This is a genomic window from Stenotrophomonas maltophilia group sp. vghtpe118 (assembly GCF_052605195.1).
Window position 1 is genome coordinate 2,992,220 of record NZ_CP199672.1, and the last position, 14,755, is coordinate 3,006,974.

The following is a 14,755-nucleotide window of genomic DNA, read 5'->3' on the forward strand; positions in this document are numbered from 1 at the left end:
CATGGTGCCATGCACAAGCCCTCGTTCCCCGTCGCCCCCGGCGAAACCGCCTGTCTCCAACTGGATGGCCCGGCCGGCCCGCTGGAAGTGGTCGTCGACCTGCCCAAGGCCGACGCGCCGGTGCAGCCGATCGTGGCCATCGTCTGCCATCCGCTGTCCACCGAAGGCGGTACCCTGCACAACAAGGTGGTCACCATGACCGCCACCACCCTGCGCGAGCTGGGCATCGCCACGGTGCGCTTCAACTTCCGCAGCGTCGGCGCTTCGGCCGGTACCTTCGATGGCGGCGTGGGCGAGCAGGATGACCTGAAGGCGGTCGCCGCCTGGGTGCGCAGCCAGCGCCCGCACGACCGGCTGTGGCTGGCCGGTTTCAGCTTCGGTTCGTTCGTTTCGCTGAAGGCCGCTGCCGCGCTGCAGCCGGAGGCGCTGATCTCGATCGCGCCACCGGCCGGCCGCTGGGACTTCGATGGCATCGTACCGCCGGCGCGCTGGCTGGTGATCCAGGGCGAGCAGGACGAGATCGTCGACCCGCAGGCTGTCTACCAGTGGCTGGACACGCTGGAGTTCCCGCATGAGCTGGTGCGCATGCCCGAGACCAGCCACTTCTTCCACCGCAAGCTGATCGACCTGCGCGGCGCGCTGACCCACGGCGTGAAGCACTGGCTGGGCGCGGCGGCATGAGTGCAACCGAGCTGACCCCGTCGCAGCGGTACGCGGAAGGGGTCGCCCGTGGTGACTGGCAGGACGACCCGGCCCAGCATGCAGCGCTGGCCGAGCTGGACCGCATCCACCTGGGCCTGCTGGACAGTGCCGAGGACGGTTGGCTGGACCGCCTGTCCGCGTTCTGGAAGAAGCCCGAGCCGGTGAAGGGCCTGTACTTCTGGGGCGGCGTCGGCCGCGGCAAGACCTTCCTGGTCGACCTGTTCTACGACGGGCTGCCGATCAAGCAGAAGTACCGCACGCATTTCCACCGCTTCATGCGCAGCGTCCATGAGCGCCTGCGCGAGCACCAGGGCCAGAGCGACCCGCTGGCGAAGATCGCCCAGGAATGGCGCAGCAACCTGCGAGTGCTGGTGCTGGACGAGTTCTTCGTCACCGACATCGGCGATGCGATGCTGCTGGCGCGGCTGCTGGAGCGCCTGTTCGCCGAGGGCGTGACCCTGGTCACCACCTCCAACACCGCAGTGGAGAACCTGTACCTCAACGGCCTGCAGCGTGAGAGCTTCCTGCCGGCCATCGGCCTGCTGCAGCGCTTCTGCGTGGAGCTGTACGCAGAAGGCACCGAGGACTACCGGATGCGCGCGCTGACCCGCTCGCCGGTGTACCGCGCACCGTTGGCCGCCGACAGCGACGACTGGCTGGCCACGCGCTGGAGCGAACTGAGCGGCGGCCAACCGGCCAAGCCCGGCAACATCGAGATCGAGGGCCGCAAGATTCCGGTCCGCGGCCGCGGCAAGAGCATCGCCTGGTTCGATTTCGCCGCGCTGTGCGAGGGCCCGCGCGGGCCCTCGGACTACATCGAGATCGCGCACGAGTTCAACACGGTGCTGCTGGGCGGCATTCCCGCCTTCGATCGCCTGAACGAGGATGCCGCGCGCCGCTTCGTCAACCTGATCGACGAGTTGTACGACCGCCACGTCAACCTGGTCTGCACCGCCGGCACCTCGCCGGTCGAGCTGTACACCGGCCAGCGCCTGCAGGGCGCGTTCGAGCGCACCGCCTCGCGCCTGATCGAGATGCAGAGCGCCGAGTACCTGGGCACCCCGCACCGGGCGTGAGGGGGCCTGAGGGCGTGCGTTGCCGGCCAATGGCCGGCACGACCACCCCGGAATTCCGGTAGTGCCGGCCGCTGGCCGGCAATGATCGGGGGGGAGGGCGCAACGGCGTTTCCCTGCGGCCACTCCTCCGGCCCGGCCGACACATGCGGCCTCGCGTCGCTGCCTGGCGGGTGATCCCGACGTCCACCGGATGCCCACCACCTATCCACAGGGTTGTCCCTAGCCAGTTTCATCACTGTCATGTGAAGCTGTCATTGTTCCGTTTCCGCGGTGCGTTGTGCCACCGCAGTGACGCCTTTCGGGCTTGACTGCGCAGCCCGTTCCGGCAGGTCTGAAGCGTCTGATCAGGGCGCCGATGGCACGATCCTTGCGGCGCAAGGGATTGCCGAATTTCACTACATTTGGCGTTGACGGACCCCATTACCCCCACTATCTTGTGGCCGTCGGTCGCCGCAACCCCACGGCTGGGGGTTGGCCGCAGTCTCCATTGGCGATCGTCAACGGCAGTGGCAGGCGCAGGGTCTCATCCCCTGCGACGCCGTACTGCCATCCTGGGCCGTCATGTCCCGGGCTGCGTCACCCCGATGCATCGAGCACCCCCAATCACGCCAAGAGGACATACGCCGTGAGCACCGAATCCAGCGCCACCATCGAGAAGGAAAGCGAATTCCTGTTGACGTCGCCGCCGACGGCCAACGCGATGAGTGTGACCAAGCGCAACGGGACCACCGAGCTGGTGGACCTGAACAAGATCGTGCGCGCGGTGCAGCGTTCCTCCGAAGGCCTGCACGCCGTTGACCCGATGCGCGTGGCCACCCGCACCATTTCCGGCCTGTACAACGGCGCTACCACCCGCGAGCTGGACGAACTGTCCATCCGCACCGCCGCCCTGCTGATCGGTGAAGAGCCCGAGTACGGCCGCCTGGCTGCGCGCCTGCTGGCCAACTACATCGCCAAGGAAGTCTCGGGCCAGGAAATCTACGCCTTCTCGCAGTCGGTCAGCCGTGGCCATGAAGTCGGCCTGATCAACGACCGCCTGCTGAACTTCGTGCAGACCAATGCACGCAAGCTCAACGACGCCATCGACATCTCGCTGGACCTGAACTTCGATTACTTCGGCCTGCGTACCCTGTACGACCGTTACCTGCTGCGCCATCCGCACACCCGCAAGGTGATCGAGACCCCGCAGCAGTTCTTCCTGCGCATCGCCAGCGCGCTGAGCGAGGACGTGTCCGAGACCCTGGCGCTGTACAAGCGCATGGGCAACCTGGACTACCTGCCGTCCAGCCCGACCCTGTTCAACTCCGGCACCACCCACGAGCAGCTGTCCTCGTGCTTCCTGCTGGACTCGCCGCAGGACTCGCTGGAGTCGATCTATGCCAAGTACGGCGACATCGCCCAGCTGTCGAAGTTCTCCGGCGGCATCGGCGTCAGCTACACCCGCGTGCGTTCGCGTGGCTCGCTGATCAAGTCGACCAACGGCCACTCCAACGGCATCGTGCCGTGGCTGAAGACCATGGATTCGTCCGTGGCCGCGGTGAACCAGGGCGGCAAGCGCAAGGGCGCAGCCTGCGTGTACCTGGAAACCTGGCACGCCGACATCGAGGACTTCCTCGAACTGCGTGACAACACCGGTGACGAAGCCCGCCGTGCGCACAACCTGAACCTGGCCAACTGGGTGCCGGACCTGTTCATGAAGCGCGTCGAGGCCGACCAGGAATGGTCGCTGTTCGATCCGCGCGTCGTGCCGGAGTTCACCGACCTGTTTGGCGAAGCCTTCGAGGCTGCCTACCTGCAGGCCGAAGCCCAGGGCAAGGCCAGCCGCACCATCCCCGCGCGCAAGCTGTACGCCCGCATGATGCGTACGCTGGCCGAGACCGGCAACGGCTGGATGACCTTCAAGGACAAGTGCAACCGCGCCAGCAACCAGACCCTGCGTCCAGGCAACGTGATCCACCTGTCCAACCTGTGCACGGAAATCCTGGAAGTCACTTCCAACGATGAAACCGCAGTGTGCAACCTGGGTTCGATCAACCTGGGCAACCACTTCGACGAGCACAACGAGTTCGACTTCGACAAGCTGGCCGAGACCGTGCGCCTGGCCGTGCGCCAGCTCGACCGCGTCATCGACCTGAACTTCTACCCGATCGAAACCGCCCGCCGCGCCAACCTGCGCTGGCGTCCGGTCGGCCTGGGCTGCATGGGCCTGCAGGATGTGTTCTTCCGCAAGCGCCTGCCGTTCGACAGCGCCGAAGCCCGCGCGCTGTCGAAGAAGATCGCCGAAGCGATCTACTTCCACGCGCTGGAAACCTCCTGCGAGCTGGCCCAGGAACGCGGCAAGCACCCGTCGTTCAACGACACCCGTGCCGCCAGTGGCGAACTGCAGTTCGACGCCTGGAACGTGGTGCCGGAAGACACTGCGCGCTGGGATGCCCTGCGTGAGCGCATCAAGGAACACGGCCTGCGCAACTCGCTGATGATCGCGATCGCGCCGACCGCGACCATCGCCTCGATCGCCGGTTGCTACGAGTGCGTCGAGCCGCAGGTGTCCAACCTGTTCAAGCGCGAGACCCTGTCCGGTGACTTCCTGCAGGTCAACCGTTACCTGGTCAACGAGCTGAAGAAGCTGGGCCTGTGGACGCCGGAAATGCGCGATGCCATCAAGCTGGCCGAAGGCTCGATCGCCGGCGTGGCGCAGATCCCGGAAACGCTGCGCGAGGTCTACCGCACCGCGTGGGAACTGCCGATGCGTTCGCTGATCGACATGGCCGCCGAGCGTGGCGCCTTCATCGACCAGTCGGCCTCGCTCAACCTGTTCATGGAAAGCCCGAACATCGGCGCGATGTCCTCCATGTACATGTACGCCTGGAAGCAGGGCATCAAGACCACCTACTACCTGCGTTCGCGCCCGGCCACCAAGATCGCCAAGACGACGGTGAGTGCCGCCGCACCGGCCAAGGTGTTCAGCCCGGACGAAGCCATCGCCTGCTCGCTGGAAAACCCGGAAGCCTGCGAGGCCTGCCAGTAACACGCCGCGCGGTGGGTGCCGACCGTTGGTCGGCACTCGAACACCTCGCACCTGTAGAGCCGAGCCATGCTCGGCTGCAGCACGGAAACACCAAGGTAGCGCCGGGCCATGCCCGGCGTTTTGACCCGAGAATTCAAGGAAACACCCATGGCCGACAAGCCCAAGCAGATGCTGCTCGATCCCGGTTTTGAACTGACCCTGCGCCCGATGCGCTACCCGCAGTTCTATGACATGTACCGGAATGCGATCAAGAACACCTGGACGGTGGAAGAGATCAACTTCCAGATCGACATCACCGACCTGCACAGCAAGATGTCGCCGGGTGAGCGCCACCTGATCCACCGCCTGGTCGCGTTCTTCGCCACCGGCGATTCGATCGTGTCCAACAACCTGGTGCTGAACCTGTACCAGCACTTGAATGCGCCGGAAGCGCGCATGTACCTGTCGCGCCAGCTGTATGAAGAAGCACTGCACGTGCAGTTCTACCTGACCCTGCTCGACAACTACCTGCCGGATCCGGAAGAGCGCGCCAAGGCGTTCTCGGCGGTGGAGAACATCGACTCGATCAAGAAGAAGGCCGATTTCTGCTTCAAGTGGATCGACTCGATCCAGGACCTGACCCGCATCGAGACCCGCGAACAGCGTCGCCAGTTCCTGCTCAACCAGATCTGCTTCGCCGCCTGCATTGAAGGCCTGTTCTTCTTCGCTGCGTTTGCCTACGTGTACTACTTCCGTTCGCGCGGCCTGCTGCCGGGCCTGGCCTCGGGCACCAACTGGGTGTTCCGCGACGAAAGCGCGCACATGGAGTTCGCCTTCGAGTCGGTGCGCGTGGTGCGTGAGGAAGAGCCGGACCTGTTCGACGACGAGATGAAGCAGCAGGTCTACGACATGTTGGCCGAAGCCATCGAATGCGAAGTGCAGTTCGCCGAGGACGTGCTGTCCGGCGGCGTGGCCGGCATCTCGACCCGTGACATGCGCCAGTACCTGCAGCATTGTGCCGATCAGCACTTCGCCAAACTGGGCATGGAAAAGAAGTACAACGTGCGCAACCCGCTGCCGTTCATGGAACTGCAGGACGTGCAGGAACTGACCAACTTCTTCGAACGCCGCGTCTCGGCCTACCAGGTCGGCGTGCAGGGCGAAGTCGCCTTCGACATGAACTTCTGATCGAACCGGTCAGGCCTTTCGCAACGAAAAACCCCGGCCAATGCCGGGGTTTTTTGTTGCGCGCCTGGCTTTTGTAGAGTCGAGCCGTGCTCGACTGCTGTTCGCAAGAAAGTCGAGCATGGCTCGACTCTACAAAGCGCTAGCGCCGTCCTTCCACCGCCATGCGCACCGCCAGCCCGGCCAGCACCGTACCCATCAGCCAGCGCTGCACCCTCTGCCAGGTGGGGCGCGCGGCCAGGAAGCCGGCGATGCTGCCGGCGGCCAGCGCGATCAGGCCGTTCACGCTGACGCTGACCAGGATCTGGGTGCAGCCCAGCACGATCGACTGCATCAGCACACTGCCTTCGCTGTCCGGATGCAGGAACTGCGGCAGCAGCGACAGGTACATCACCGCCACTTTCGGGTTCAGCAGATTGGTCAGCAAGCCCATCGTGAACAGTCTGCGCGGGCTGTCCTGCGGCAGCTCGCGCACCGCGAACGGCGAACGGCCGCCGGGCTTCAGCGCCTGCCACGCCAGGTACAGCAGGTACAGCGCGCCACCGATGCGCAGCGCCTCATAGGCGAACGGCACGGTCATCAGCAGGGCGGTGATGCCCAGTGCCGCGCACAGCATGTAGAACACGAAGCCCAGCGCCACCCCGCCCAGCGAGATCAGCCCGGCGAGCGGCCCTTGGCAGATCGAGCGCGAGATGACGTAGATCATGTTCGGCCCGGGCGTGAGCACCATGGCCAGCGAAACCAGCGCAAAGGCCAGCAGGTCGGAAAGTGCGGGCATGGGCGGTCCTGGCAGTGGGCGTGGCGCAGTGTAGCGTCGCCTGCACGGGGCCTGGCTTAAAATTGACGGACCCCACACCGAAGCCCCCCCATGACCCCGATCCCCGAGACCGTGCCGCCCACCGAAGTGCGCATGGCCGAAATCGTCTTCCCCAACCACACCAATCACCTCGGCACCCTGTTCGGTGGCCAGGCATTGGCGTGGATGGACAAGGCCGCCTTCCTGGCCGCCGCCCGCTATTCGCGCCGCACCGTGGTGACCGCGCGCAGCGACCAGGTCGACTTCAAGCTGCCGATCCGCATCGGCCAGATGGTGGAAACCATCGGCCGCATCGTCGAAGTCGGGCGCAGCTCGATGAAGGTCGAGGTGGAACTGGTCGCCGAGGACCTGCACAGCGGCGAGCGCAAGCTGTGTACCCGCGGCCACTTCGTGATGATCGCGCTGGACGAGGACGGCCACCCGATCGCGGTGCCGCCGCTGCCGGCCGCCTGAGCCGGCGCTTGCACGGGCGCTGCGGCGCCCCCATCTGGCAGCCATGACCTCGCCGCTGACCGACTTCATCGACCGCGCCCAGCGCCTGTTCGTGCTGACCGGCGCCGGTTGCAGCACCGCCTCGGGCATTCCCGACTATCGCGATACCGACGGCCAGTGGAAACGCACGCCGCCGGTGACCTACCAGGCGTTCATGGGCGAAGCGGGTACCCGCCAGCGCTACTGGGCGCGCAGCCTGCTGGGCTGGCCGCGCTTCGGCCTGGCCCGGCCCAACGGTACCCACCAGGCCCTGGCCGCACTGGAAAACAGCGGCAAGCTGCAGCTGCTGCTGACCCAGAACGTGGACGGCCTGCACCAGCGCGCCGGCAGCCACAAGGTGATCGACCTGCATGGCCGCCTGGACCGGGTGCGCTGCATGAGCTGTGAGCGCCGCAGTGGCCGCGAGGATTTCCAGCAGCGGCTGCTGGAGGCCAATCCGGGCTGGGATGTGCTGGAGGCCGGTATCGCGCCCGAAGGCGATGCCGATCTGGAGACCGATTTCTCCACGTTCGTGGTGCCCGATTGTCCGTACTGCGGCGGCCTGCTGAAGCCGGATGTGGTGTTCTTCGGCGAGAACGTGCCGCGTGAACGGGTGGCGGCGGTGCACGATCACCTGCAGCAGGCCGACGCCGTGCTGGTGGTGGGCTCGTCGCTGATGGTCTATTCCGGCTTCCGCTTCGTGCAGGCGGCCGCGAAGGCAGGGTTGCCGGTAGCGGCGCTGAACCGAGGCCGCACCCGAGCCGACGACCTGCTGTTGTTCAAGGATGAGCGGGACTGCGCTGAAGCGCTGGCCACGTGGGCTGCGCGCTGAGCCGAGCACGGGCTCGGCTCTACAAGGGGCGAGGGCTTCTGTAGAGCCGGGCGCACGCTCGGCTGCTGCAGGTCACGCGAAACAGCGATCCATCCAGATGGTTGATCCGCGAGCCGCGCAGCGGTGCAATACGCACCCCCTACGTCGTTCATCACCGTCTTGAGCCAGCTGTTCTCGCCGATTTCGTTCGGCCCCCTGACCCTGTCCAACCGCATCGTCATCGCGCCGATGTGCCAGTACTCCGCCGAGGACGGCCGCGCCAGCGACTGGCACGCCATGCACCTGGGCAACCTGGCGCAGTCCGGTGCCGGCCTGCTGATCCTGGAAGCCACCGCCGTCGAACCGCGCGGCCGCATCAGCTGGGCCGACCTGGGCCTGTGGGACGATGGCACCGAGGCCGCGCTGGCACAGGTGCTGGCCAGCGTCCGCCGCTGGTCGCCGATGCCATTGGGCATCCAGCTCGGCCACGCCGGTCGCAAGGCCTCGGTGAAGCGCCCGTGGGACGGCGGCGGCCAGCTGCCGGCCGATGATGCGCGTGGCTGGGCCACGGTGGCGCCGTCGCCGCTGCCGTTCCATGCCGCCGATCCGGCACCGCAGGAACTGGACGAGGCCGGCATCGCCGAGGTGATCGCCGCCTTCGCCGCCAGTGCGGTGCGCGCCGAGCGCCTGGGCTTCGAGCTGATCGAGCTGCATGCCGCGCACGGCTACCTGCTGCACCAGTTCCTGTCGCCGCTGAGCAACCGCCGCACCGATGGCTATGGCGGCTCGCTGCCGAACCGCCTGCGCCTGCTCGTGGAAGTGTTCGACGCGGTGCGTGCGGCGGTATCGGACAGGATCGCCGTGGGCGTGCGCATTTCCGCCAGCGACTGGGTCGAGGGTGGCTGGGATCTGGTGCAGAGCGAAGCGCTGGCCCAGGTGCTGGATGCGCGCGGCTGCAACTTCCTGCACGTTTCCAGCGGTGGCCTGGACGAGCGCCAGAAGATCACCGTCGGTCCCGGCTACCAGGTGCCGTTCGCCGCGGCGATCAAGGCCAAGGTACGCATGCCGGTGATCGCGGTGGGCATGATCACCGAACCGGAGCAGGCCGAATCGATCCTGCGCCATCGCCACGCCGATGCGGTAGCGCTGGCACGCGGCATCCTCTACGACCCGCGCTGGCCGTGGCACGCTGCTGCCGCATTGCGCGACAGCGTGGAACCGGCGCCGCAGTACCTGCGCTGCGAGCCGCGCGAGGCGCGTGGCGTGTTCAAGGCGCGCTGAGGTTCACACCCGCCAGGCCGGCGCCATGCCGGCCTGCAGGTGCTCGAACAGCGCGCGGATCTTGGCGGTGAAATCGCGGCGGTCGCTGACGCAGAAGTAGACCTCCATCGGTTCCGGGCGCCACGCGGTGTCGGCGCCGAACACCGCCTGCAGGCGGCCATCGCGCAGGTACGGCTCGGCCACGAATGCGGCGAGCCGGGTGATGCCGGCACCGGTCGCCGCCAGCGTCGCCAGCGCATCGATGTCATCGCAGACCATGCTCGGTGGCAGCGTGGCGTCCACGCGCTGGCCGTCCTTCAGCAGACCCCAGCGCAGCGGTCGGCCATCGGTGGGGAAGCGGTGCAGCAGCCCGCGATGGCGACCCAGTTCGGCGGGTTCCTGCGGCGTGCCATGGGCCTGCAGGTAGGCTGGCGCGGCACAGAACACGAACGGCACGCGCGCCAGCTGCCGTGCGACGACGCCGTCTTCCAGCTGCGCGCCGATGCGGATGCTGGCATCCACCGCCTCTGGACCATGCTGCACGGCGCGGTCGGTCAGGCGCAGCTCCAGCTGCAGTTGCGGGTAGCGCTGCTGCAGTGACGGCAGCAGCGGTGCCAGCACGTGGCGGCCGAAGGCGCTGCTGCTGGCGATGCGCAGGGGACCGGCCGGTTCGATATCACCGGCAGTCACCATCGCCTGCGCGCGCGCCAGGTCGCCCTCGATGTGGCGCACCTGCGCCAGGTACAGCGCGCCGGCCTCGCTGAGGGCCAGCTGGCGCGTACTCCGGTTCAGCAGCCGTACGCCCAGATGCGCTTCCAGTCGGTTGATGTTCTGGCCGACTGCGGTGGCGCTGATGCCAAGGATGCGGGCCGCGGCGGCAATGCTGCCGGTCTCTGCGGTGCGGGTGAAGCTGCGGATCAGTTGCAACAGGTTCATGACCGACCAGCTTGCCACTGTGATGGCCAAGTATCGCTTGGGACTGAACCAAGCGGTTCGGTTGCATCGGTGATCATCCGGCTGCTGGGCAGGAAGCTGCCCTACACTGTGGAGATGCGCCCCGATTCCATCCTCACCCTGTCCTGCCCCGACCGTACCGGTATCGTCTACCGAGTGTCCGGCCTGCTGTTCGACCACGGCTGCAACATCCTCGACGCCCAGCAGTTCGGCGACGAGGAAAGTGGCCGCTTCTTCCTGCGCGTGCATTTCGACCGCGATGCCAGCCTGCTGCTGGAGACCGTGCATGCCGCGATGGCCAAACTTGCCGAAGGCTTCGGCATGGACTGGCAGCTGCATGATGGGCGCCGCCGGGCACGCCTGCTGGTGCTGGTCAGCAAGCAGGGGCACTGTCTCAACGACCTGCTGTTCCGTGCCCACAGCGGCCAGCTGAAGGTCGACATCGCGGCAGTGGCGTCCAACCACGCCGACTTCGCGCCATTGGCCGCGTCCTACCAGGTACCGTTCCACCACCTGCCAGTGACCGCCGATACGCGTGCGGTGCAGGAGCAGCAGATCATCGACCTGGTCGAGCGTGAGCGCATCGACCTGGTGGTGCTGGCGCGCTACATGCAGATCCTGTCACCCACGCTGTGCCGTGCGCTGGCCGGCCGTGCGATCAACATCCACCACAGCTTCCTGCCCAGCTTCAAGGGCGCGCAGCCCTATCACCAGGCGCACGCGCGCGGGGTCAAGATCATCGGTGCCACCGCGCACTACGTCACCGAGGATCTGGACGAAGGCCCGATCATCGAACAGGACGTGGCCCGCGTTGACCACGCCATGGCGCCGCGCGAGCTGGTGCGGCTGGGCAGCGATACCGAATCGCTGGTGCTGGCACGCGCGGTCCGCCGCCATGTGGAGCACCGCATCCTGCTCAATGGGCATCGCACGGTGGTGTTCCGGTAATCGCCCATCCCGCGTCCGCCGGGCATGGCCCGGCGCTACCACGGGTGCTATCCGGTAGTGCCGGCCGCTGGCCGGCAACTGCAGAGATCCCGAGGTTGCCGGCCAGCGGCCGGCACTACCGAATCCTGATTTCATCCAATGAAAAGCCCCCGGTTCGGCCGTCCCGCGATCTGTAGGGGGGGGCGTAGTTAGGGGGCTGGATGAATCGATTGTGTTGTTGTGGGCAGGAGCGCGCAAGCGGCATAAGCGACGTGCGCGGTAGCGCCGGGCCATGCCCGGCGGTCACGCCTCAGGCGATCGCGATCCCTGCCTTGCCCAGCGCTTCGCGCACCATCGCGTCGTTGGCTTCGGTCACCGGCCGGGTCAGGTCCCACAGGAACTTCACCCGGAAGCCGGATTTCACCGCGTCCTGCGCGCTCCACAGCACGCAGTAGTCGCGTGCCAGGCCGCACACGTGCACCTCGCGGATGCGGCGCTCATGCAGCCAGCCGGCCAGGCCGGTGGCCGGGCGCTCGCCATCGGGGCCGTGGTTCTCGCGGAAGGCGCTGTACGAATCCACCTGTGGGCGGGTGCCCTTGCGCAGGATCAGGTCGGCCACGGTCCAGTCCACGCCCGGGTGCAGCGCGGCGCCATTGCTGCCCTGCACGCAATGGTCGGGCCACAGGGTCTGTGGCTGCGCGTGCAGCAGGATGGTCTCGAACGGTCGCTTACCGGGGTGCTGGCTGGCGAACGAGGCGTGGTCGGCCGGGTGCCAGTCCTGGGTCGCCACCACGGTGCGGTAGCGGCGCTGCGCCAACAGATCGGCAATCGGTGCCACCAGCGCATCGCCCTGGTCGCAGGCCAGCGCACCGCCCGGCATGAAGTCCGGCTGCAGGTCGATCACCAGCAGGGCGACATCGGCGGGCAGGGCGGTCATGGCAGGTCCACTACAACGTAAAGGAGTGACCAGCGTGGCCGCCCCGGCGGCACAGGTCAATCGCCCTGCGGCGCCTCAGCGTCCTGGCCGTAGTACAGCAGGCCGATCCGGATCCGCTCGCGGCCGTTCTCTCGGCGATGGCGGTTGGCATCGCGCAGCGAGTACACGCAGCCGCAGTACTCCTGCTGGTAGAACTGCTCGCGCTTGCTGATCTCGATCATGCGGCTGGCACCGCCGCCCTTGCGCCAGTTGTAGTCCCAGTACTGCAGGCCGTCGTAGCGCGACGCCGCACGGATGCCGCAGTCGTTGATCTGCGCCATGTTCTTCCAGCGCGAGATGCCCAGCGACGAACTGATGGTGTCGTAGCCGTGCTCGTGCGCGTACAGCGCGGTGCGTTCGAAACGCATGTCGAAGCACATCGTGCAGCGGATGCCGCGCTCGGGCTCGTTCTCCATGCCACGCGCGCGGCTGAACCAGTTGTCGGTGTCGTAGTCGCAGTCGATGAATGGAATGCCGTGCTGCTCGGCGAAGCGGATGTTCTCCTGCTTGCGCAGCTCGTACTCCTTCACCGGGTGGATGTTGGGGTTGTAGAAGAAGATCGCGTAGTCGATCCCGGAAGCGGTGATCGCCTCCATCACTTCGCCCGAACACGGCGCGCAGCACGAATGCAGCAGCAGGCGTTTGCCATCGGCGGGCAGGGTCAGGGTGGGGCGTTGGAACTCGGTCATCGTGGCGTGCGTCAGGGCGTGGGAGCGGTCTGGCCGGTTACCGTGAACAGGACGCGCGCGGCCACGCCGCCTGCACATGCAGGCTGGCGATGGCCCCGGCACCCTCCCCGCGGAGAGTCCAGGTCGAATCAGGGGACGGTCGTGTCCCCCGGCCGGGGCCGGTATTCGGGCTGATGGACACGGGCCGCAGCCCACCTACTCCCTGCCGCTTCCCAGGCGCGAGCCCAGTGCTGTTGGCAGGATTCGTTTCCATTCACCGCTGCGGGGCAGCTCCGGAATGGGCGCACGAAGCGCCTTCACCGGATTCCCGTTTAACTCCCTGCCGCCATCCAGCCACGGCAGGGATACCTTCGGCGTGTGCAAGGTGGACCTGTTGGCTGCAGGGGTCAAGGCCCGGGGTCGGATCCCCGTTGCCCCGCAACGGGCCCTGCCCCCCGCAAATGCCTTCAGCGCCCCGCTGCGGCCCGGGCCCGGATGTCGTCCAGCCGCTGGTCGTGCAGCAGGCGCCCGTTCTCCCACACGGTCACCATTGCATCCTCGAAGCCGGTCGGCAGCGCCTCGTCACCGCTGGGAGGCAACGCCACCGTGTGCAGGCTGCCGTCATCCAGGCGCCGCAGCAGGCGCATGCGGCCACGCTTGCTGGTCTTGCCGGCATCGGTGACCGGATCCTTGTAGACGTCGATCCACGCACCCTCGACCCGTGCTGCCGAGCACTTCAGCGCGAACTTCTGGGTGTCGCGGTCCAGCCGCTGCAACAGCGCGCCGCCCATGCCGAAGGCCACGTTGTCGGCCGAATAGCCGTCGCCGGTGATGCGCTGCAGGATGGCGCGGATCGTATCCGGGTTGATGCCATCGCCCTGGATCACCCGCACGTGGTTGAGTACGCGGTAGCCCTTGCCGTTGAGGGTGTGGCCGAACGCTTCATCCAGCCGGCGCAGGCTTTCGGCCACCACGTCCACCGGGTCACCCGAGTCGGGGCGGATGACCAGGGTGGCGCCCGAAGCGATCACTTCATCACGCAGCGTCGTGCCCCAGTGCTCACTGATCGCGCGGTAGATGTCATAGCTGTCCGACACCACTGCCACGATCGCGCCCGGCTTGCCGAACTGGCGCAGCATGTTGCGGTAGGCGTCCACTTCGCGCTCGCGGCCCCAGCTGGTGATGGTGCTGTGCTCGGCGGCAGGAATCGAATAACCGGCCATTGGCGCGTGATAGTGCGCGCGGGCCAGGCACAGGGCCGATACAGTGTCGGTGCCGAGGAAGTTGACCAGGTGTGCGGCACCGCCCAGCGCGGCCGATTCCAGGCTCGATACACCGCGGGCGCCGAAGTCGTGCAGCTTGAACGGCAGCTGCCCCTGCGGATCGTCGCTGGTCTGCTGCAGGAACGCAGCAATGGTCTGCCGTGCATGCCAGCTGATGGTGGCCACGGTGACCGGGTACCACACGCGCAGCAGCAGTGTTTCCAGGTACGACGGCACCCAGAACGCAGCCGGGTCGGTCGACTCGACGGTCATCAGTGCCTGGTGGGTGGGTACCACGCTGCCCTCGGGCACGGCACGGATGCGCACCGGCAGGTGGCCGCCGAGCCGATCGACGATATCGCGCCAGCCGGCTTCGTTGAACGGCTCGCCATGGGCGGCGAATACCGCAGCAGCGTCGTCGATGTCAGCGTGGGTGACCGGCCGTGCCAGCGCGTCCTTGAGGATCGCCTGCAGGCCGAAGAACACCGTGCGATCGTGCAGGCCGCCACGTGATTCCACGTAGAAGAACGTGGCATCGGTACCCGGCGGGTACTGCAGCCAATGGCTGGCCTTGTAGCTGTCGGTGTTGAGGAGAAGGTTATCGAGGTAGTGCATGACGGAAGCTCCTTCGCGTCGAGT

13 protein-coding genes and 1 riboswitch are annotated in these 14,755 nt (G+C 66.9%); of the genes, 8 read left to right on the forward strand and 5 right to left on the reverse strand.

From position 1 onward, the window contains the following. Positions 1-9: 9 nt before the first annotated feature. The 4 genes from ACUDTM_RS13620 (at position 10) to ACUDTM_RS13635 (ending at position 5,973) form a co-directional block, all read left to right on the forward strand. Positions 10-681, forward strand: coding sequence for an alpha/beta hydrolase (locus tag ACUDTM_RS13620; protein WP_088496854.1), 672 nt, complete (start codon positions 10-12; stop codon positions 679-681). Next, on the forward strand, positions 678-1,778 hold the full coding sequence (gene zapE, locus ACUDTM_RS13625) for a cell division protein ZapE (RefSeq protein WP_088496853.1): 1,101 nt from the start codon (positions 678-680) through the stop codon (positions 1,776-1,778). The genes ACUDTM_RS13620 and zapE overlap by 4 nt, the downstream gene beginning before the upstream one ends. 625 nt (positions 1,779-2,403) lie before the next feature. After that, positions 2,404-4,806 carry a ribonucleoside-diphosphate reductase subunit alpha gene (locus tag ACUDTM_RS13630; protein WP_072167310.1) on the forward strand — a complete coding sequence of 801 codons (2,403 nt, stop codon included), beginning with the start codon at positions 2,404-2,406 and terminating at the stop codon, positions 4,804-4,806. A 147-nt stretch (positions 4,807-4,953) separates the two neighbouring features. Further along, entirely contained in the window at positions 4,954-5,973 is a 1,020-nt protein-coding gene (locus ACUDTM_RS13635) for a ribonucleotide-diphosphate reductase subunit beta (RefSeq protein WP_005420683.1), read from the forward strand. 139 nt (positions 5,974-6,112) lie between these two features. Here ACUDTM_RS13635 and ACUDTM_RS13640 read toward each other — a convergent pair whose 3' ends face one another. Continuing rightward, complete coding sequence (locus ACUDTM_RS13640; RefSeq protein WP_072167309.1) at positions 6,113-6,748, reverse strand: LysE family translocator; 636 nt, start codon at positions 6,746-6,748, stop codon at positions 6,113-6,115. A 90-nt stretch (positions 6,749-6,838) separates the two neighbouring features. Between ACUDTM_RS13640 and ACUDTM_RS13645 the strand changes: the two genes are divergently transcribed. The 3 genes from ACUDTM_RS13645 to ACUDTM_RS13655 all read left to right on the forward strand — a co-directional run bounded on the left by ACUDTM_RS13645 (position 6,839) and on the right by ACUDTM_RS13655 (position 9,350). Beyond that, positions 6,839-7,240 (forward strand): acyl-CoA thioesterase, encoded by a 402-nt coding sequence (locus ACUDTM_RS13645; protein ID WP_021203756.1) that lies wholly within the window; start codon positions 6,839-6,841, stop codon positions 7,238-7,240. 43 nt (positions 7,241-7,283) lie between these two features. Beyond that, positions 7,284-8,090, forward strand: coding sequence for an NAD-dependent protein deacetylase (locus tag ACUDTM_RS13650; RefSeq protein ID WP_445391362.1), 807 nt, complete (start codon positions 7,284-7,286; stop codon positions 8,088-8,090). A 159-nt stretch (positions 8,091-8,249) separates the two neighbouring features. Beyond that, positions 8,250-9,350 carry an NADH:flavin oxidoreductase/NADH oxidase gene (locus ACUDTM_RS13655; protein ID WP_072167307.1) on the forward strand — a complete coding sequence of 367 codons (1,101 nt, stop codon included), beginning with the start codon at positions 8,250-8,252 and terminating at the stop codon, positions 9,348-9,350. Positions 9,351-9,353: 3 nt separating this feature from the next. Here the strand turns inward: ACUDTM_RS13655 and ACUDTM_RS13660 are convergent, their stop codons facing one another. Next, the gene (locus ACUDTM_RS13660; RefSeq protein ID WP_312002670.1) at positions 9,354-10,265 is read right to left on the reverse strand and encodes a LysR family transcriptional regulator; all 912 of its coding nucleotides are present in this window, start codon (positions 10,263-10,265) and stop codon (positions 9,354-9,356) included. Between the two features lie 114 nt (positions 10,266-10,379). Here ACUDTM_RS13660 and purU point away from each other — a divergent pair, with 114 nt between their 5' ends. Continuing rightward, positions 10,380-11,231, forward strand: coding sequence for a formyltetrahydrofolate deformylase (gene purU / locus ACUDTM_RS13665; protein ID WP_005420671.1), 852 nt, complete (start codon positions 10,380-10,382; stop codon positions 11,229-11,231). A 289-nt stretch (positions 11,232-11,520) separates the two neighbouring features. On the opposite strand, the gene pncA is transcribed toward purU, so the two are convergent. The 3 genes from pncA to ACUDTM_RS13680 all read right to left on the reverse strand — a co-directional run bounded on the left by pncA (position 11,521) and on the right by ACUDTM_RS13680 (position 14,731). Next, complete coding sequence (pncA, locus tag ACUDTM_RS13670) at positions 11,521-12,147, reverse strand: bifunctional nicotinamidase/pyrazinamidase (RefSeq protein ID WP_353080340.1); 627 nt, start codon at positions 12,145-12,147, stop codon at positions 11,521-11,523. A gap of 56 nt (positions 12,148-12,203) precedes the next feature. Then, positions 12,204-12,875 carry an epoxyqueuosine reductase QueH gene (locus ACUDTM_RS13675; protein WP_188241364.1) on the reverse strand — a complete coding sequence of 224 codons (672 nt, stop codon included), beginning with the start codon at positions 12,873-12,875 and terminating at the stop codon, positions 12,204-12,206. 139 nt (positions 12,876-13,014) lie between these two features. Then, a riboswitch (cobalamin riboswitch) is annotated at positions 13,015-13,228 on the reverse strand. 93 nt (positions 13,229-13,321) lie between these two features. Next, positions 13,322-14,731, reverse strand: coding sequence for a nicotinate phosphoribosyltransferase (locus tag ACUDTM_RS13680; protein ID WP_072167305.1), 1,410 nt, complete (start codon positions 14,729-14,731; stop codon positions 13,322-13,324). Positions 14,732-14,755: the final 24 nt, after the last annotated feature.